Consider the following 18315-nt stretch of genomic DNA (forward strand, 5'->3'; position numbering starts at 1 on the left):
GCCTGTGCGGCGGACGCGCTGACGCTGGTCCCAGCGACAATGCCCGCCACAAGGACAACGAGAGCGAAGAACCGGAGCAGCCGAGACATCAGAACCCGAAGTCGAAGTTGATGAACCAACCGAACAAGCCGGAGATGGCCCCGAGAGCAGCGGTCGCGATGAACACCACCACGATGTTCTTGCCGGCCCAGTCACGCGCCCGGTCGGGGAAGATGCCGCCGAAGGCCAGGGCCAGGATCGCGAAGATCAGCAGCAGGAACATGATGACGAGCCCGGTCGCCAGCACGTACGACACGATCGTTTGGAGGCCGTCGAGCCAGGGTGCGTTGAAGTTCGGTTCGATGTCGGGGACGCTGGTCAGGGGTAGGAGATTCACGAGAGTGCCTTTCGTTAGAACGTGACGCCGTGCTGGGTCATGAATGGTCGTGGGTTGATGCGGGCACCGTTCTGGTACACCTCGAAGTGGAGGTGGCAGCCGGTGCCAATGCCGGTGTTGCCTTCGGAGCCGATGCGCTGGCCGGCCTGAACGATGTCGCCCTCTCTGACGGTGATCGAGCCGGTTTGCATGTGGGCGTACGCGGTCGTGATGGACGGAGAATGCTCGACCTTGACTCGGTTGCCCCAGCCGCCCTGTGCGTAACCGGCGAAGGTGACCTTGCCGGCTGCAGCCGCGAGGATCGGGGAGCCGCACCCTTGAGCGAGGTCGATTCCCCAGTGATCGTGGGGAACCACATGGGGTCGGTACCCAAAGACGCTGGTGACTCTGTAGTCGCCGGCGACGGGGAACCCCCACTCGCCGTCGACGGGATAGACCATCCCGGGCGCATCGTCAGGAGCTCCCGGGGCGGGGACTTCGCCCGCGGTGGCACGGTTCGCGCCGGAGAGAATCGCGAAGAGAAAGAACACCGCGACGCCAAACGTGACGACGGCGACCACCAGCACGACGAGGAGGCCCCTGCGAACCTTTCGGTTCCCCAGAGTCTTCGTCGCGATGACAGCGGCCGGCGCGGGCACAGGACTACTCCCCCTCCGGAGTCTGATCGGCCCAGCGGATGACCTTGCAGTCGCCCGGCTTCTGCGATCCAGTGTGCTCGACGCGGTCGCTGCACTCGATGTACACCGAGACCCGCCGCGCCTCCGCCCACGCGTCGGTCTGCCCGTCGCCCGGGCGAACCATCTGCTGCACGTCGGCCAGGAGGACGTACTCCTGATATTCGGCCCTGCCACCGAGCGACTCGAGCTGCTCAAACTGGCCCTCGACGGTCCCACGCACGCTGGCGATGTACTCCCACTGCTCGGCGTCCATGGCGACTTCGGACCGCAGGACACGCTTGTTCATGTCGGTGACCTTTTGATTCGGCTCGCCGTTGTTCTCCAGGGCGGGTGTCATCCACGACTCGAGGTAGGCGACCCACTCGTCGCGCGAGCTCTGGGCCGGGTCGAAGGTCGTGACGGCTCTGATGGCCGCGGTCGCGTACTCCTCGGGGTCGGACGTTGCCGGCTCTTTCACCCACCCCTCTACAGGGGCACTTCCCTGCCCTTCTCCACCCGGCGACGCGGAGGCGGAAGGAGAAGGGCCCGCGCCGGTCGCGCCGGGCACCGGCGAGGTGCTCGACGAGGGTCCCGGCGATGCCTCCGGGCCGCGGAACAGGTTCGTGGTGATGCCGATGACCAGGCCGAACAAGATGACGGCCGCACCGATGATGCTGCCGGCGATCAACCACTTAGAGCGCTTAGCCATGGGGAATCCTTGCCACGGTGAGGGCTGCGACCGTGTGGCACAGACCAGACACGGGAGCGCCCAGCGCAAACACGATACCTACCCCCGTCGGACACTGAACTGGGGACCCCTGCACTTGTGGATAAGAGAGAAATCTGCTGATCACACGGCTTGTCCCCCATTTGGAGGACAGGGGCAGCAGGTGGGTCGGGGCGATCAGTTCAGTGGCCACGATCCCCTCCTCTTCCGTTCCGCGTTGCCGTAGTTGATACTATAACTATTCGGTCGGAAGGTGAATAGGAAGATTATCCACGTGGTGTTTGACGAAACCGGTGCGGCATCATGAGTGAATGCCCAGGTACGTCCGACCCCATGAGAGTGACTTCATGGAGGACCCCATCCACGCCCTGGGCAACATGCTGCGAGCCAACATCATCGGCTACGTCCGCAAGCACGGACCGGTCCGGCGCGGACAGATCGCCGACGCGCTCGGCGTCGGGTACCCCGCGGTGGCCAAGGCGCTGGCTGTTCTCGTCCAGGCGGGCGTCCTGGTCACCACTCCGAGTGAACCGAAGCGCGGCCAGACCGTTCTCTACACGGTCGATCAGGACGTTGTCTCCGAGATGTGGGTTCGTTTGGGCGACGCCATCGGCGAGCTCTGACCACTCCCCCGTCATCCGTCACGCGAACCCGAGAGTTATCTCGGCGTGTTCTCCCGCGTTAACCCAAGCCCTCGGGTTAACTGGCGCCATGTCCCGCATCAGTCGACGCCCTCGCGGCACTCTCCACGACCCCGTTTCGCTGGGGTGGGAGGTCGAGCGTGAGGCCAAAGAGCGGCTCGAGAAGCTTGCTGAGCGCGCTGGTGTGAGCCGTGCCGTGATGTTCGAACACATCATGGCCAACGTGGAGATCACTCTGCAGGGTCTGCCTGCGACGTGGTCCTCCGAACCGAGAGACGGGGAGCTGCCTATAGACGCGGCCCAATGAGAAGAGGCCCGCCGTAGCGGGCCTCAAAACTCGAGTCACTTCATCTGGCACGTCGCCAAACAGATCCAGGTGAAGCAAGAACCGAAGATCCGCCCGGGAAGGCGGGGCTTCGTCGTGCCTACTTCCAACGGAAGGAGACGACTTCATGGTAGCCCGTGCTGCCCAAAAATCAACGACACAGGGACCTACAGACGGCGTGTCGCGCGCCCGCAACGGCTCATGGTCGCTCCCCGCACCGTCCGGTGCCCATGCCCAGCTGCGCGCGTGGACCTCCGGTGAGGCATGGTTCGACGTCGTCATGGACACCCTTCGCACCGAGCAGGGAGAAGCGGCGCGGCGGGCGGCAAAGGTCGCGCCGGACACCCTCCTTCGTGTCGCGTACGCCGATCGCAAATCCGCTGACCAACGAACCGGCCGAGGAGTCAGTACCGCCCACGAGACGGTTGCTGCGTCCCTCGGGATGAGCGCCAAGACCGTGCAGAGGGCGCGCTTGTTGCTCGAGGCTCTGGGGCTGGCTGTCACCGTCGTGGCGGGCCGCTACCTGACCAGCGCTGAGCGGCAGGAAGCACGCCGTACGCACGGTGGCGACCAGCTCCGCGCCGCCTCTACGCGGGCTCTGGTCATGCCGGCACTCCCCCGCACAGCCGCGCCCCAGCGAGATCCACGATCTGTGGAGAGTGTCCACCTACCTGTCTCTCCGTCAGGAGAGCAGGTAACTCACGTCCCTAAAACACCAACAACGCACGCGCTACCGCGCGCGCGGACGGCCACCGCTCCGCGGCGGCCAGCAATGACAAAAAACACCAAGCAGGACCGTCCACCTCTCCCCCTCCAAGATCAGCAACTGGCGGCTGAGCTCCAGCGACGAATCCCCTGGCTGCGTCGACCCGGGCACCACATCGGAGCGCTGGTGCGAATCGTTCACCGGCTCCGCCTCAGCGAACGCGGCTGGACCGCAGGACAGGCTCTGGACCAGATCAACCGCGTGGCACGGGACTCGAATCTGCGCGTCGCTGATCCGACCGACCAACGAAATCCCGCCGGCTACCTTGCCTGGCTCCTCCAGCGCGCCATCGGTGCCGACGAGCTCGCGCCTGCCGTCGAAAGCATCCGCGAACGCGACGAACGGCTCGCCGCACAGCGAGCACGGCTGGCCGCTGACGCGGCCACGCGGGCTCGCGTGGAGGCTGAGGCCGACGCGATCGACGCGATCGTCGCCTCGATGCGCACAGGTAGGCGAGCAACGCGCACTCTGTAACTCTGTGAGTCTGTAACTCTGTATGTCGGCCCAGTCCGTAAGTCCGTAACTCTGTAAGTCCGTAACTCTGTAAGTCCGTACCTCTGTAAGTTTGTAAGTCTGTAAGTTTGTAAGTCTGTAAGTAGTAGTCTGTCACTTACAGAGTTCGGAAGTTCGGAAGTCTGCAAGTTACAGAGTTACAGACTCGCCGCTGTCGCTAATGGCAGCGGCTGCGAAACGAGATGGGATAAGCACATGAGGATCGTTGCCCTGGTCGGTCAGAAGGGTGGCGTCGGCAAGACGACCACCACCATGAACCTCGCCGCCGTGATGGCCAAGCACTCGCGGGTACTCGTTGTCGACGTCGACCCGCAGCAATCAACAACATGGTGGGCGACCAATGCGGGGGAGGACCTGCCGTTCGACTTCGCAGACGATGTGGATCCCGCGAACCTCTCACGGTTGCGTGAGCTCGACTACGACACGATCTTTGTCGACACCCCCGGAAGCCTCGAAGACACCAGAGTGCTGTCCGCCGTTCTCGACGCCGCTGACTTCGCGATCTTGCCGTTGAACCCCGAGCCCCTGAACACGCCGGCCCTCGTGCGAACCATTCGTCAGCACATCGAGCCCCGCCACCTGCCGTACCGCGTCCTGCTGAGCAAGATCGATCAGCGGCGCGCGGGCCAGCTCGAGGATTGGCAGGAGCTCGTCGACCGCATGGGCCTTCCTCGGTTCCGTCAACACGTTCGCCAGTACGCCGCCCACGCCGACGCGCCGATGTTGGGCCGCGTGGTCACGCAGTACCCCGATACACGCCAGAACCACAACGCGATCTTCGACTACACCCACGTCGCGATGGACCTGATGTCGATGTGGGCCAACGACACCCCCGCGAAGGAGAACTGAACATGGCTCGCCAGCAGCTTGGTCGTCTACTCGATGCGGTCGAGAGAGGCGTCCCCGCGGAGGCGCCGGCCCCGACGTCGGCGCCCTCGCCAGCATCCGCTTCGCTTCCGGCGCCTCGAGCAGCAGCACCCAAGAAGGCCGCGCCGAGCAAGAAGCCGGCACCCCGCACGGAAACCGCCACCGAACCGGAACAGCCGCTCTATCTGGCGCTGACGCGCAAGGAGACGCGGCTCCGCAGCGATCAGATTTCAGCGCTGGGGGAGCTCGCGCGTGGCCTCAACCGCGCGAAGAAGGGGAGAGGCCCCCGGATCACGGACAACACCCTGATCCGCGTCGCGGTGGACATCCTCCTCGAACGAGCCGACCAGCTGCAGGGGGACGACGAAACAGCCCTACGCCGATCCGTCGCGCTGTAGGGAGCAACGGGCATCACAAGTGACTAAATAAACTATTCGGCCGGGTGATACCGTACGCGGCAAGGAAGATATGCCGGATCGTACGGGGGATTTATGGCTCGCCGCCGCCACATGGCTCCACCCACACAGCTCGAGTTCGACCTGTGGGGAGCATCAGACGAGCAAGCGCAGACGCACCTCGATTCGGAAGGGGACTCGGATGCTCAATACAGCGAAGAGCCTGCACGCCGCGATGTTGTACGGTCAGGCTCATCTCGCACTGACGATCTGGTCGGCACCGCGACGCGGCAGGAGAGCAATGAATCACTACGGTCAGCGAGCGATGAGGCACTGGCAGACGCATCGCCCGGAGGCGTTCGCGCAGCTGCCGAACCCGCAGGAATACTTCACGACAATGGGGGAGAGGATCGCGACGACCGTCGCCGACTTGATCCCGACTCTGGCGGGCGCGGATCATCCGGGGGAGGAATACCTCGAGAAGGTCGCTCGACTGAACGAGGCACGGCTCCGCGCGGAGGAAATCGCGATGGAAGACGAGGGCGCTCTGGCCTCCCCGGAACTCAGCCGGGAGGAGTGGGAAGACACGACGAGCGAGACGACGGACTCCTTGCTGGACTGGGCCTGGAAGATGAAGGACCAGCTGGACGGGGACGCGGATCACGGCCTGACGTGGGAGGACAGCCAACGACGCTGGCTGCTCCCGTTGACCTTCCTGCAGGAGATGGCAGCAGCGCAGTCCCCGCTGGAGTATCTGCGGGAACACTCTTCGATCTGGGAGACCAGCGTGGAGAACCGCTGGGCCAGGGACTCGAACCGTCCCGCCCGGTAGCCGCGTTTGCCCCGCCGGCTGAACCGTTCGTCCCGGCAGGCCCCCGAGCCCGGTATGACGCGAACGCGGCAGCGCTTCGCACTCTGCGCGACCTGCGCCGCACCGGCGCCACGGCCTCACCCGAACAGCAGCTCATCCTCTCGCGGTGGACGAGTTGGGGTGCCATCCCCGAGGTCTTCGACGATGCGAAACCGGAATGGTCCCGCCAACGCGACGAGCTCCGCGAACTGCTCACCGACAAGGAATGGGCTCAAGCGCGCCGCACCACACTGAACGCTCACTACACGAGCCCCGAGTACGTCACCGAAGTCTGGGGCGCGCTCCGCGACCTCGGATTCGACGGGGGAGCGGTCCTCGAACCGGGCAGCGGCAGCGGAACCTTCATCGGCCACGCACCCTCCAGCGCCGCCATGACCGGCGTCGAGCTCGACCCGGTGACCGCTGACATCAGCCGACACCTGTACCCGCTCGCCACGATCCGCAGCGAGTCCTTCGCAGACACGCGGATCCCAAGCGACTACTTCGATGCCACCGTAGGCAACGTCCCGTTCGGCAAGTTCGCTCTCCACGACCCGATCGACAACGCCAACGGGCACTCGATCCACAACCACTTCATCCTCAAATCGCTCCGCCTGACCCGCCCTGGCGGCATCGTCGCCGTCCTGACCAGCCACTTCACACTGGACCAGGCAAACCCCGCAGCCCGCCGCGAAATGGCCATGTACGGCGACCTGCTCGGCGCCGTGCGCCTCCCTACCGGCGCGCACAAGCGGACAGCCGGCACTGAGGCCGTCACCGACCTCCTGATCTTCCGCCGCCGCGACCCCAACGAGCCGGCACCTTCCGACCGGCTGTGGGAAGGCGTCACGGCGCACACCATCGACGGCGCGACCATGAAGATCAACACCTACTTCGACCGGCGCCCCGAGAACGTGCTCGGCACCCTCCACGTCACGAACGGAATGCACGGGTCGCAGACTCTCCAGGTCGTCCCCAACGACCTCGAGGCCGTTCCCCGCGCGCTGCATGCCGCGCTAGAGCGCATCGTCGCGGAAGCGCGCGAGTCCGGTCGTGTATTCACGCCCCGCCAGGCCACCGCCGCCCCCGTCATCGACCTTCCCGACCCCGACGCCTGGGATGGCACCATCCACGCCCTCGAGGACGGCACCTTCGCCGTCAGCACGCGCAGCGGTCGCGAGCCCATGAACGTCCCCAAGTCCGCCGCGGCCGAGATGCGGGCGCTGCTAGCACTGCGTACGCAAGCGGTAACCCAGCTCGCGATGGAGCGCGCCAGCCTCGACGACACCGCCGAGATCCTCGCCGGCCGTCGGGCACTCCGCTCCCAGTGGGAAAAGTACGTCGCCCGGTTCGGCCCCATCAACCGGTACAAGGAGACACCCACCGGCCGTGTCGACGAGGACGGCAACCCCATCATGTCCAGGCGGGTTCCCACCGCCACGCGCCTGCTGCGTACCGACCCCTTCGGGCCCTTGGTCATGGCCCTCGAAGTGTTCGACGAGAACATGCAGAGGGCTGAACCCGCCGCCCTCCTGGAGCGACGCGTCATCCTGCCCCGGCCTGACAAGCTCGGCGCAGACACCCCCTCCGACGCGCTCAACCTCAGCCTCAACCGCAACGGGACGGTAGACCTCGACTACATCGCCGAGATGCTCGGCGATGTAGTCGAGGAGGCGCGCCGCCAGCTCGGCGAGCTCGTCTACGACGACCCCGAGACGGGAACGCTCATCCCCGCCGCCGAGTATCTGTCCGGCGACGTGCGCAGCAAACTGGCCAGCGCTGCCGACGCCGCCGCCACGGACCCTCGCTTTGAGAGCAACGTGCGCGCCCTGGAGCAGGTACTGCCCACCCCGCTCACACCGGAAGAGATCACCGCCCGCGTCGGCGCGGTCTGGATAAGCCCCGCCTACCACCAAGAGTTCCTCCGCGGACTGCTCAACGACCCGCAGGTCACCGTCAGCAACCCGCTGCCGGCGACCTGGAAGGTCCGTGACGCGAACCGTCGATCCGTGCGTGCCACCTCCGACTGGGGAACCGCGCGCCGTCCCGCCACCGACCTGTTCGAGCGCCTCGCGAACCAGGTCGAAATCAAGGTGGAGGACGAGTACGAAGACGCGGACGGCCGCACCCGGAAAGTCCTCAACCCGACCGAGACAGCCGCTGCACAAGAGAAAGCAGCACTGCTCCAAGAACGGTTCGAGGAGTGGGTGTGGGAGGACCCCGCCCGCGCCCGCGACCTTTCCGACGAGTACAACCGGCGATTCAACAGCACCGTCTTGCGCTCCTACGACGGGGAAGGCGCCTACCTCACCTTCCCCGGCATGGCCGCGAGCTTCCAGCTCCGCCCCCACCAGCGCGCCGCTGTCGCACGAATGCTCCGCGAGCCCGCCGTGGGCCTGTTCCACGAGGTCGGCGCCGGGAAGACCGCCGAAATGGTCACCGGTGCGATGGAACTACGCCGGATGGGTCTGGCCACCAAGATCGGCGTCGTCGTCCCCAACCACATGCTCGAGCAGTTCACCCGCGAATGGCTGCAGATCTACCCGCAAGCGCGCATCCTCGCCGCCAACAGCGAGCAGCTCACCCGAGACAAGCGACGACTGTTCGTCGCCCGCGCCTCATCGAACGATTGGGACGCGGTGATCCTCACCCGCGAGGCATTCCGCCGGCTCCCCGTCGAAGCCGAAACTGCGACCGCCTTCCTCGATCACGAAGTTCAGACACTGCAAGCAGCCCTCGCCGACGCAACCGGGGAAGACCGGATGACCGTCAAGCAGATCGAGAAGCGTCTCGCCGCCCTCGAGGAAAAGCAGAAGAACCTGCTCGACCAGGAACGCGACCCCGGCATCACCTTCGAGTCCACAGGGATCGACTACCTCGTCGTCGACGAGTTCCACGACTACAAGAACCTCAGCACGACCTCGAAGACCCCCGACGCCAACATCCAGGGCTCCGAGCGCGCCACCGACATGGCGATGAAGCTCGAGTACCTCCGCAACACCCACGGCGCCCGCGTCGTCACCGTCGCGACCGCGACACCGATCGCCAACTCCATCACCGAGGCGCACGTCATGCAGCGCTACCTACGGCCCGACCTGCTCCGTAAGGCCGGCGTCGAAGCGTTCGACGCCTGGGCCGCAACGTTCGGTCAACAAGTCACCGACGTGGAGATGGCACCACAAGGCGGGGGAGCGTTCCGCCTCAAAACACGGTTCGCGAAGTTCGTCAACGTGCCCGAGATGCTCCGCATGTGGCATGTGTTCGCCGACGTGAAGACCGCCGAAGACCTCAACCTCCCCGTCCCCGCACTGCAGCTCCGCGAGGACGGGAAGCGGCTCCCGCAGACCGTCGCCCTCACCGCAGGCGACAGCGTCATGGACTATGTCGCCGACCTCGGGGAACGCGCTGAACGCATCCAGCAGCGCATCCCGCGCGAGATCAACGGCAAGGTCGACAACATGCTGTGGGTCTCCAGCGACGGCCGCAAAGCAGCCGTCGACTACCGGCTGGTCGACCAATACGCCGACGTCGGCGCAGAACCCATCGCCCTCCACGACGTCGCCGAGAACATCGCGAGGATCTACCACCAGAACAAGCACAACACCTACCGGGACACCCGCACGGGGGAGCCGTCCCCGGTCCCCGGCGCCCTCCAAATCGTGTTCTGCGACCTCGGCACCCCCAGCGAGAAGTGGAACGCCTACGACGAGCTCAAGCTCGTCCTCACACAGCGAGGCGTCCCCGCAGAGGGCATCCGGTTCGTTCACGAGGCCAAGAACGACGCCGAGAAAGCGCGACTGTTCAGTGCCGCACGCGAAGGCGGCGTCGCTGTTCTCATCGGCTCGACCGCGAAGATGGGCGTCGGCACCAACGTCCAAGCCCGCGCTATCGCGCTGCACGACGTCGACTGCCCTTGGCGACCTGCCGACGTCGCCCAACGCCACGGTCGCATCATCCGCCAGGGCAATCAGAACCCCGAAGTGGGGATCTTCCAGTACGTCACCACCGGGACGTTCTCGGCCTACATGTGGCAGGCGATCGAACGGAAGTCGAAGTTCATCAACCAGGTCATGCGTGGACGCCTCGACGTGCGCGAGATGCAAGACCTCGGCGACGACTCCCTGAGCGCTGCCGAAGCCAAAGCCCTCGCCAGCGGAAACCCGCTACTGCTGGAACGGTCCATCGCCATCAACGAGTCCTCCCGGCTGGAACGCCTCGAGCGCGCCTGGCAACGCAACCGCTCCACCCTCGACGGCACCATCCGCAACGCCGACCAACGGCTCGGAATCCTCAACGCGAACCTCGCCGCCTACGCCGCAGCTGCGCCTCGCGTGCGCGACCTCGCCGGCGACAACTTCCGCATCTCGATCTACGGACGCCACTGCGACAAGCGCGTGGACGCCGCCGCGGCCCTGGTCCGGTGGGCCGGGGCAGCCGGCATCCACTACGCCCGCCCCGGCTACGACACCACCAAGGGTGTCATCGGTGAGATTTCCGGCTTCCCCATCACCGCGCGCACCCGCACCGACCTGGGAACGGTCTTCGTCGAGTTCGGGCTCGAGGGCATCCCCGCCGCCACCGTGAAGGTCGACCGCAAGAAGCTCACCGACCCCGAAGATATCGGCGCGATCCGGATGCTCGAGCACCGCATCGCCAACCTCCCCACCCTCATCGAACACACCAAGGAGCAGATCGCTGCCGAAACCGAGGCCCGCGCTGAAGCCGTCCGCTCTCTGAGCGCCCCGTTCAAGCACGGCGACGCCCTCCAGGACGCCCGAACCAACCTTGAACGCATCGACGCGCAGCTGCGCGCCATGACCGAGCCCAAGGAGCCCCAGCCCGAGAACACACCGACCGATGATCCCGCGCCCATCACCAAGCCCCGGATCATCCACACCGGCCCGGACGCGATCCCTGCAACAGACACCCGCGGAATGTCCCGATGACTCCCGCCCGCACCCTCCTGAGCGCACCCCGTTCCTGCCGCTCCAGCATGACCGGCCGCTCGCGGCGCGCTAGCCCCTCCGGGGCCGACTGGCGTCGCCTTGCAGGTTGCGCGCCACTCCCTCGAACCGGTCTAGCTCCGCTTACCAGGAACGGGTTCACACATCAGGAGGGGTCATGAGCATCACCGTCTACACCAAGCCGAACTGCATGCAGTGCCAAATGACCTATCGCGCCCTCGACAGCGCGCACCTCGAATACGAGGTGGTCGACATCACCGAGGTGCCCGCCGCCCTCGAATACGTCACCGAGGAACTCGGCTACCGGCAAGCCCCCGTCGTCGTCGCCGACGACGACGATCACTGGTCGGGTTTCCAGCCCGACCAGATCAAGCGGCTCACCAAGCGAGCAATATTGCCGTCTGATGCATCATGAAAGAGAGCAAGGTCGAGCCCACGCCGCAGCGAGAAGTGGGTACTTGTGGCGTTGCTGAAAGAGGTTGGCCCCGAGATCGGGAACCTCGGCAGGGCATTTGCATCAATGTCTGGTCTGATGCATCACAGCGGAGCGACAGACGGTGCGATGGAGGTCGCACCGTAGGCGGCCGAAGCGAATCCCTGCGACGGTCACACCGATCTGCACCGCCGACAGGAACGTGTTGGGGTTGCGTGCCAGCGCGGCGGTGCGCTCACCACGCCGGCCGCGCGCGGCGATCGCGTTGACCTGGCTCTCGCGGAGGGTGACCAGCGCCATCTCGGTGCGTGCGAAGACGCCGCCGATGAGCACGAATGCGATGACCAGCGCGATGTTCAGGATGAGGTCGCCGTTCATCGAACGTCAAGCCCTTCGTCAGCGTACGCCCGCCGAATCGGCCGGGCGCCGGGTCTGTCGGGGTCGGGGGGAGGGATCAGCGCGGTGCAGGATGCTCACGAGAGTTCCTTCTGTGTGTCATCGGCTGAGACCTGCTCGGCTGGGCGGCGGTCGCCGCGGGTCTTGATGAGGCTGGCGATGGTCGCCACCGCGATCGTCCCGGCGATGAAGAGTAGCGAGAGCCAGATCGGGATCTCGGGGATCACCGTGATCGGCTCGCCGCCGTTGATGAACGGCAACTCGTTCTTGTGCAGGGCGTGGATGAGCAGCTTCACGCCGATGAAGGCCAGGATGACAGCGAGCCCCTGCGCGAGGTAGACCAGCCGCTCCAGCAGGCCGCCGATCAAGAAGAACAGCTGGCGTAAGCCCATGAGCGCGAACGCGTTGGCGGTGAAGACGATGTACGCCTCTTCGGTCAGCCCGTAGATCGCCGGGATCGAGTCGACCGCGAAGATGAGGTCGACGAAGCCGATCGCGATGATGGTGAGCAGCATCGGCGTGGCCCAGCGGCGCCCCTGCTGCACGATCGTGAGGCGGTCGCCGTGGTACTCGTCGGTCACGCGCATATGGCGGCGCACGAAGCGCATGAACCTGCCGTCGGCGGGGTTGGAGTCGCCGTGTGTGAAAGCCTGCCGGTAGGCGAGGAAGAGCAGCAGTGCGCCGAATCCGTAGAACACCCACGAAAAGTTCTCGATGAGCGTCGCGCCGACGGCGATGAAGATGCCGCGGAGGATCAGTGCGATCACGATGCCGATCATCAGCACCTTCTGCTGATAGATCTTCGGCACGGCAAAGCTTGTCATCACGATGAGGAAGACGAACAGGTTGTCGATCGACAGCGCCTTCTCGGTCAGATACCCGGCGAAGTACTCACCGCCGTACGTCCAGCCTGACACCATTCCGATGCCGACGCCGAACAGCAGCGCGAGACCGATGTAGAAGGCCGACCAGCGGGCGGATTCGCCTATGGTCGGCTCGTGGGGCTTGCGCACGTGCGTGTAGAACTCGTAGACGAAGAACGCGATCGTGACTGCGATCGTGATGGTCCAGACGAGCGGGGTGATGTTCACAGCGGGGTCCTAACAGTGGCGTGAGCGGATCAGCGCCAAGGTCTTCTCCATCCTCGTGATCGAGGACCGGTGGCCCGGGATGCGGCGTGCATCCGTAATGACCAGCCGACTGTGGCGGAGCACTCCGCTTGGACTTCCAAGTATGCATGTCCTCGCCGTGTTTCCTGAACAGGTCGTGGTGGGCTTGCACGATGACGCCTTGGTGGGGAAGCCTTTCTCACGAATCACGCCCACGTCCTGCTGTGTGTGGCGGCCCATTCTGTTGCGAGATGTGGCGACCCTGGTGGGGGTGACCGAACGGGCGGCGCAGCGCATCGTCAGCGAGCTCGAGCAGGAGGGGTACCTGACCCGGGAGCGGGTCGGACGGCGCAACACCTACCGGCTGAACCCGGACCGGCCGTTGCGGCACCCGCTGGACAGGGACCATCACATCGGTGAACTCCTGGCCATCTTTTCGGCATCTGACGCAGCCGAGCACGCACCCACCGCGGCCTGATCTCAGCCGCCGCAGATCCTGGATGGCATGCCGGTAGGCGCAGCCCTGGGAGGATGGGAGCTATGGCGGAGTGGACGTTCTTGACCCATCACGCGCACGTGTTGCTCGCGATCGCGGCTAACCATGACGCCACTGTGCGCGATATCGCCGCGGAGGTCGGGATCTCCACGCGTTCGGCGCTCACGATCCTCAACGATCTCGAGGACGCCGGATACCTGGAGCGGGAGAAGCGCGGTCGGCGCAACCACTATGTGTTGTACCAGGACCGTCCGTTGCGGCATCCTGCGAACGCCGCGCATACCGTGGGCGACCTCATCCGCGCGTTACTGGACATCCACTAAGACACGCGCGTTACCGCTCGGCTCAGCGGATGCCGGGGCGCGGTCAGTGCACGAGTGCTTTGAGAGCGATCAGCGCGAGTCCCATGCCTGCCGTCGCGGCGGCGGTGACCACCTTCACCAGGGCGGGGTCGTTGCGTTGCCGGGCCGCCCACCATCCCAATATGGCGAGGGTGACGACGCCTCCCCACAAGGAGATGTCTACGGCGGCATCCATCGATAGTCCGAGGAGCGCGGCCGCGGTCAGGCAGGCGACCGGGACGATGAGTGCCCACAGGAGTCCGGCGGAGCGTTGCAGGCCTTCGCGGACCGCTTCTCGCCAGCTCATTGCGCGGTTGCCGACGATCTCGGCGTAGACGTGTGCACCCCAGAACACCAGGACGGTGCCGATGGTGCGCGCGATCAGGACCGGCAGTCCCGGGTTGTAGAGAGAGAACGCGGAGATCAGCCCAGCGGTCAGAACGGTGCCGTAAACGGCCTCCGCGTTCATGGCCCTCGACACCCACGGGTATCGCCGCAACCCGGCATCGACGTCGAACCCCGAACCCTTCACCTGCCACCACCACTTCGCCGTGCCGCTCGACGAGCAGCCCGAAGACAGCGTAGTCCCGCCAGAACACCGCGAAAGCGCCCCCAGCCTCGCCCATCTTTTGACCGTGGTTCCGGGAACTTCTCGCGAGCCGACTTGACGTGAAGCATACTTCTCCTGTTTGGTGGGGCAAGAAGGGGAGTAATCCTCGCTCCGCATCGTCAATACGTTCCCGCCTCGGGATCCGGTGCGCAGGGCCGTCAGGCCGATGAGACCTTCACGAGTATTCGTGGAGGTCTTTGATATGTCAGTGCCGTTGTGGGCGTGGTTCGCCGTCCTGGGCGTGATCCTGGTGATGCTCGCCGTCGATCTGGTCGCACACCGCAAGGTCGACGCTCCGCGCAACCGACCAATACTGCACCCCTCAGTATTGACTCTCCGCCAGTCCCCTGAGCCTGTCCACCCCCCTCGGTAAACTGGACCCTGACCACGACGGAAGGCAGACATGAGCGGCTCATGGCGAACCAACGACACCGTCGCCTACGACAAGATGCAGGAGCGGCACACCATGCTCACGCACCTGCTGGTCAACACCGCGCGCTCCACCACTGACCCCGACGCCGCCGCCAGCATCCGTGCCGAGATGATCCGCTGGAAGGACGACACCCTCGCCGTCGACGGGTACGACCGGCAGGCGATCGACACCCATGCCGCTCACATCGAATCGCGCATCCAGGAACTGTCTGCACGGGCAATGTGATGCTCGGCGACCCCCTCACTCCCGCTGAGCTCCAGCGCATCTTCGACGAGGACATCCGGCCCTACTACTTCCCGGACAACCTGGCACCCGAAGCCGAACCCACCATCGTCCTCGTCGGCGGCCAACCAGGCGCAGGTAAATCGCAAGCGACCTCCCGCATCGCCCGCGACTACCCCGGAATCGTCCCCCTCTCAGGCGACAACCTCCGCGCCTTCCACCCCGAATACGCGCAGCTTGTCCGCGATCGGCCCTTCGACGCCGGCCCGATCCTCTCCCAAGCCACCGCCGTGTGGGTCAAGAACGCGATCGACTACGCCCGAGAGCACCGACACTCCCTCCAACTCGAGGGAACCTTCCACACCCCCTCGCTCACCCTGGCGACCGCCCGCAACTTCCGTGACACCGGATTCCGCACCGAGATCGTCGCCCTCGCCACCGCACGCCGCGACAGCCTCATCGCCGCCGCCGGCCGCTACTTCACCGACCATCAGGCCGGGGGAGAACCCCGCTGGACCACACTCGAACAGCACGACCGAGGCTGGGCCGGAACCCGCGACCTGCTCGCACAGATCACCCCCGAAGCGCCCCTGAACCGCGTCAAGATCGTCACCCGCAGCGGCGAGCTCTACGACGCTCCCATCGAGGACTACGACCAAGACACCGCCCTCGAAGCCCTCACCCAAGGCCGCACCGTCGCTGCCACGAACCGAGGCGCCGCCGCCTGGCTCGCCGAGCTCCGCGCGTTCACGCAGTACGCCCAAGCGTCCAACCAGATCACGCCGGCCACCGCACCCCTGCTCACGGAAATGCACCGCATCGCGCTCAGCGAAGTCGTGCCATCCATGCAATTACCCGCCAACTCCGAAGCAGCGCCCCGACTCGTGGAACGTCTCAACGACACCATGACGATGATCGAGAGGACCGCCGCGCCCAAGCGCGTCGACGACTACCAGGCCCCCGGAACCAGCCTCCACCCCGAAGGCCCCAGCCTGTCCTGACAGACCCAATAGAGCAGCCCTAACGGGCCGCTCGACGCGCACGCTCCGCGCGCACTGTTCTTTCATCCCAGGGTCGAGCCGGAAACGCCGAGCCTAAGTCAGCTCCGCCGTCTCCGTTCCCTCCGGTCGCTATTTGCAGACTCCGCCCTCCGCTGCGCTCCGGGCTCCGCTTAGCAACCGCTCCCTCCAGGCACTGCGCCGACTCCGCTGACACCGGCACTACGTGTCCGGCCCGACGCCGGGAAAACGGAGGGGGAGAGGCAATGGACTTCAGTTGCATCGACTGTGGAGCGATCGCGACGCGCGAGGTGGAAGACCCGATTGACGACGACCGGTACCCCGTGTGCGTCTGGTGCGCCAACGGCTACACCGCCGCCGGATACACCACCCACCTGGCGGGAGCGGCCCAGTGAGCACCGACCTCGCGACCCTCTTCACCTGCGCCCAGCGCATCCGCGCCCGCGTCGGGTACGTCGAGCGCGCCACCAACGAGAGCGTTCGCCGCGAATGGGAAGCCGTCGACGCCGAACTCACCGCCCTCGGAGTCCCCACCTACGACCGTCACGGACCCTCCACCCCCGGCCACGCCTGGTGGACAGCCCAGACCACCAGCGGCCGAATCATCGGGCGATGGGCCGAATCGTTCGAGGAAGCCGCCCTCGAACTCTCCCTCGCCTGGGACGAACAGCTCGCCTGGTGCGTGCCCGACACCGCCCTCGACATCGACCGCCGCTACCCCGGTCGACGCCACGAGCCCCGCATCTTCCCCGTCACCCCCGAACCCATCCCCGGCCCCGACTACGCGCCCCTCGCGCCCCTGTTCTGAGAGGACCCCGCCATGAACACCCTGATGGAGATGATCGACGACCTCATCCACGAAGCCGACGTCGCCGCACTCCCCGAATGGAACGGCATCCCCCTCGGACGCCCCACCTTCACCTACCGTCACCCCGACGAGCTCGACGCCGGCTGGGACCGCTGGATCGCCCTCCACGGACACTTCAACAGCATCAACGCCTCCCACATGTGGCACCGCAGCTACACCCACGGACACCGCCAGCTCGGCAACCACAGCATCGACCAGTTCGACATCGACCTCCGCTGCGCCGGGGGAGCCCACCAAGAACACCGCGCCACCCTCGGCCTCGGCAAAATCTGCTCCTGCGTCGGCGACTGCCTCACCCAACTCATCTGCAGCACGTGCAGCTGGCACCACATCGGCACCGAAAACGAGTGCGTCGAAGCCTGGCACGACCACGCCTTCCCCGGCTGGCGCAGCCTCCCCGTCCTCCCCGCAAAGCTCCGCGGACAGATGGGCACCACCAAGCTCACCCCCAAGCTCGAGGACTGGTTCGACACCAACTACCCCGCCAACCTGCGCGACCCCGGCGCCCCCATCATCACCGAACGCGGCCCCTACGGCACCCGCCACGTCCCCGGCTACAGCCCCTTCGGCGGCTACGACCTCAGCGCACCCCAGGAAGGAACCCCCGCATGAACACCGACCTCGACACCCTCATCTACACCGTCGCCGAGATGCTCCCCTTCCCCACCGAAATCCACACCGACATGGGAGCCGACACCTGGAACCCCCAGATCTACTTCGGACCCACCGACACCAACAACGGCAGCGGACTACCGGCCCACCGGGCCGGCATCGACCACGACAACAACCGCCCCGTCTGGTGGATCGACCTCGACGACGGCACCCGCACCATCCTGCTCACCGACCTCACCCTCGAAGACGCACCCGCCATCGCCGCCCGCATCATCGCCAGCACCACCTGACCCTGTGGAGACAGACCAATGCCCCGACACACAGACGCCTACCCTGACCCGATGACCCCCGACGACAAGGACACCGACTGGCTCGGATTCGCCCCTAACTGCCGCCAATGTCTCGTGCAGCTCGAAGCAGTCGATGACCTCAAGGGTCCGCCTGTCTGGAGGTGCCCATCTTGCGGAATGGTGCAGCTTTCATGAAGCAGCCGCCCAGGACAGCTGCGCGCGGACACGGTCGTGCACAGAAAGCTGCAGGACGTCGAGTAGCACTGGACGTCCTGCAGGTAGGTGTCGCGGTCTGAACCGAGAGGGGTGCGCCGGTCGGGGCCGTTTGGATCGCTGCCGCTACGTCAGAGTCCGAAGGCTCCGCCGCTGACGAGGATCACGATGCCGAGGCCGATGAGAACGATGG

Annotated in this window: 21 protein-coding genes and 1 pseudogene; 16 read left to right on the forward strand and 6 right to left on the reverse strand. The window is 65.8% G+C overall.

Features of this window, described 5'->3' with window-relative positions:
- Positions 1–88 precede the first annotated feature (88 nt).
- The 3 genes from AB0P29_RS14750 to AB0P29_RS14760 are packed head-to-tail and all read right to left on the reverse strand — an operon-like array spanning position 89 to position 1741.
- On the reverse strand, positions 89–376 hold the full coding sequence (locus tag AB0P29_RS14750; protein ID WP_363380941.1) for a hypothetical protein: 288 nt from the start codon (positions 374–376) through the stop codon (positions 89–91).
- Positions 377–390: 14 nt separating this feature from the next.
- Positions 391–1014, reverse strand: coding sequence for a M23 family metallopeptidase (locus tag AB0P29_RS14755; RefSeq protein ID WP_363380943.1), 624 nt, complete (start codon positions 1012–1014; stop codon positions 391–393).
- Positions 1015–1018: 4 nt separating this feature from the next.
- Positions 1019–1741, reverse strand: coding sequence for a hypothetical protein (locus AB0P29_RS14760; protein ID WP_363380944.1), 723 nt, complete (start codon positions 1739–1741; stop codon positions 1019–1021).
- A 365-nt stretch (positions 1742–2106) separates the two neighbouring features.
- On the opposite strand from AB0P29_RS14760, the gene AB0P29_RS14765 reads away from it, so the two are divergent.
- The 7 genes from AB0P29_RS14765 to nrdH all read left to right on the forward strand — a co-directional run bounded on the left by AB0P29_RS14765 (position 2107) and on the right by nrdH (position 11495).
- Positions 2107–2382 carry a winged helix-turn-helix domain-containing protein gene (locus AB0P29_RS14765; protein ID WP_363380946.1) on the forward strand — a complete coding sequence of 92 codons (276 nt, stop codon included), beginning with the start codon at positions 2107–2109 and terminating at the stop codon, positions 2380–2382.
- A 1235-nt stretch (positions 2383–3617) separates the two neighbouring features.
- Entirely contained in the window at positions 3618–3965 is a 348-nt protein-coding gene (locus AB0P29_RS14770; protein ID WP_363380948.1) for a hypothetical protein, read from the forward strand.
- A 234-nt stretch (positions 3966–4199) separates the two neighbouring features.
- Entirely contained in the window at positions 4200–4853 is a 654-nt protein-coding gene (locus AB0P29_RS14775) for a ParA family protein (RefSeq protein ID WP_363380950.1), read from the forward strand.
- A gap of 2 nt (positions 4854–4855) precedes the next feature.
- Entirely contained in the window at positions 4856–5269 is a 414-nt protein-coding gene (locus AB0P29_RS14780) for a hypothetical protein (protein ID WP_363380952.1), read from the forward strand.
- A gap of 322 nt (positions 5270–5591) precedes the next feature.
- Positions 5592–6098, forward strand: coding sequence for a hypothetical protein (locus AB0P29_RS14785; RefSeq protein ID WP_363380954.1), 507 nt, complete (start codon positions 5592–5594; stop codon positions 6096–6098).
- Between the two features lie 410 nt (positions 6099–6508).
- Positions 6509–11062 carry a DEAD/DEAH box helicase family protein gene (locus AB0P29_RS14790; protein ID WP_363380957.1) on the forward strand — a complete coding sequence of 1518 codons (4554 nt, stop codon included), beginning with the start codon at positions 6509–6511 and terminating at the stop codon, positions 11060–11062.
- A 175-nt stretch (positions 11063–11237) separates the two neighbouring features.
- Positions 11238–11495, forward strand: a complete 258-nt coding sequence (gene nrdH, locus AB0P29_RS14795) for a glutaredoxin-like protein NrdH (protein WP_363380959.1) — start codon at positions 11238–11240, stop codon at positions 11493–11495.
- A gap of 125 nt (positions 11496–11620) precedes the next feature.
- Here nrdH and AB0P29_RS14800 read toward each other — a convergent pair.
- Together AB0P29_RS14800 and AB0P29_RS14805 are read right to left on the reverse strand one after the other, a co-directional pair.
- Positions 11621–11891 (reverse strand): annotated as a pseudogene (locus AB0P29_RS14800) (CNNM domain-containing protein); the annotation flags it as partial.
- Positions 11892–11986: 95 nt separating this feature from the next.
- Positions 11987–13000, reverse strand: a complete 1014-nt coding sequence (locus tag AB0P29_RS14805; RefSeq protein ID WP_363380960.1) for a TerC family protein — start codon at positions 12998–13000, stop codon at positions 11987–11989.
- A 142-nt stretch (positions 13001–13142) separates the two neighbouring features.
- On the opposite strand from AB0P29_RS14805, the gene AB0P29_RS14810 reads away from it, so the two are divergent.
- Positions 13143–13496, forward strand: coding sequence for a winged helix-turn-helix domain-containing protein (locus AB0P29_RS14810; RefSeq protein WP_363380963.1), 354 nt, complete (start codon positions 13143–13145; stop codon positions 13494–13496).
- A gap of 62 nt (positions 13497–13558) precedes the next feature.
- A complete protein-coding gene (locus AB0P29_RS14815; protein WP_147040076.1) occupies positions 13559–13837 on the forward strand; it encodes a winged helix-turn-helix domain-containing protein in 279 nt (92 codons plus the stop codon).
- A 43-nt stretch (positions 13838–13880) separates the two neighbouring features.
- On the opposite strand, the gene AB0P29_RS14820 is transcribed toward AB0P29_RS14815, so the two are convergent.
- Entirely contained in the window at positions 13881–14324 is a 444-nt protein-coding gene (locus tag AB0P29_RS14820) for a hypothetical protein (RefSeq protein WP_147040074.1), read from the reverse strand.
- Between AB0P29_RS14820 and AB0P29_RS14825 the strand changes: the two genes are divergently transcribed.
- From AB0P29_RS14825 to AB0P29_RS14855, 7 genes are all read left to right on the forward strand, one after another.
- Positions 14323–14523, forward strand: coding sequence for a hypothetical protein (locus AB0P29_RS14825; RefSeq protein WP_363380966.1), 201 nt, complete (start codon positions 14323–14325; stop codon positions 14521–14523). The two genes, AB0P29_RS14820 and AB0P29_RS14825, sit on opposite strands and share 2 nt — an antisense overlap.
- Positions 14524–14868: 345 nt before the next feature.
- Positions 14869–15123 carry a hypothetical protein gene (locus tag AB0P29_RS14830; RefSeq protein ID WP_363380967.1) on the forward strand — a complete coding sequence of 85 codons (255 nt, stop codon included), beginning with the start codon at positions 14869–14871 and terminating at the stop codon, positions 15121–15123.
- Positions 15123–16121, forward strand: coding sequence for a zeta toxin family protein (locus AB0P29_RS14835; protein ID WP_363380969.1), 999 nt, complete (start codon positions 15123–15125; stop codon positions 16119–16121). The genes AB0P29_RS14830 and AB0P29_RS14835 overlap by 1 nt, the downstream gene beginning before the upstream one ends.
- Before the next feature lie 263 nt (positions 16122–16384).
- Complete coding sequence (locus AB0P29_RS14840; protein ID WP_242087784.1) at positions 16385–16534, forward strand: hypothetical protein; 150 nt, start codon at positions 16385–16387, stop codon at positions 16532–16534.
- Positions 16531–16947 (forward strand): hypothetical protein, encoded by a 417-nt coding sequence (locus AB0P29_RS14845; RefSeq protein ID WP_363380971.1) that lies wholly within the window; start codon positions 16531–16533, stop codon positions 16945–16947. The genes AB0P29_RS14840 and AB0P29_RS14845 overlap by 4 nt, the downstream gene beginning before the upstream one ends.
- Before the next feature lie 12 nt (positions 16948–16959).
- Positions 16960–17619: a DUF6349 family protein gene (locus AB0P29_RS14850; protein WP_363380973.1), complete on the forward strand. Its 660-nt coding sequence runs from the start codon at positions 16960–16962 to the stop codon at positions 17617–17619.
- Positions 17616–17909: a hypothetical protein gene (locus AB0P29_RS14855; protein ID WP_363380975.1), complete on the forward strand. Its 294-nt coding sequence runs from the start codon at positions 17616–17618 to the stop codon at positions 17907–17909. Before AB0P29_RS14850 ends, AB0P29_RS14855 begins: the two co-directional genes overlap by 4 nt.
- Positions 17910–18315: the final 406 nt, after the last annotated feature.

It is taken from the genome of Microbacterium sp. NPDC080220 (genome assembly GCF_040686395.1).
GTDB classification, from domain to species: Bacteria; Actinomycetota; Actinomycetes; order Actinomycetales; family Microbacteriaceae; genus Microbacterium; species Microbacterium gawkjiense.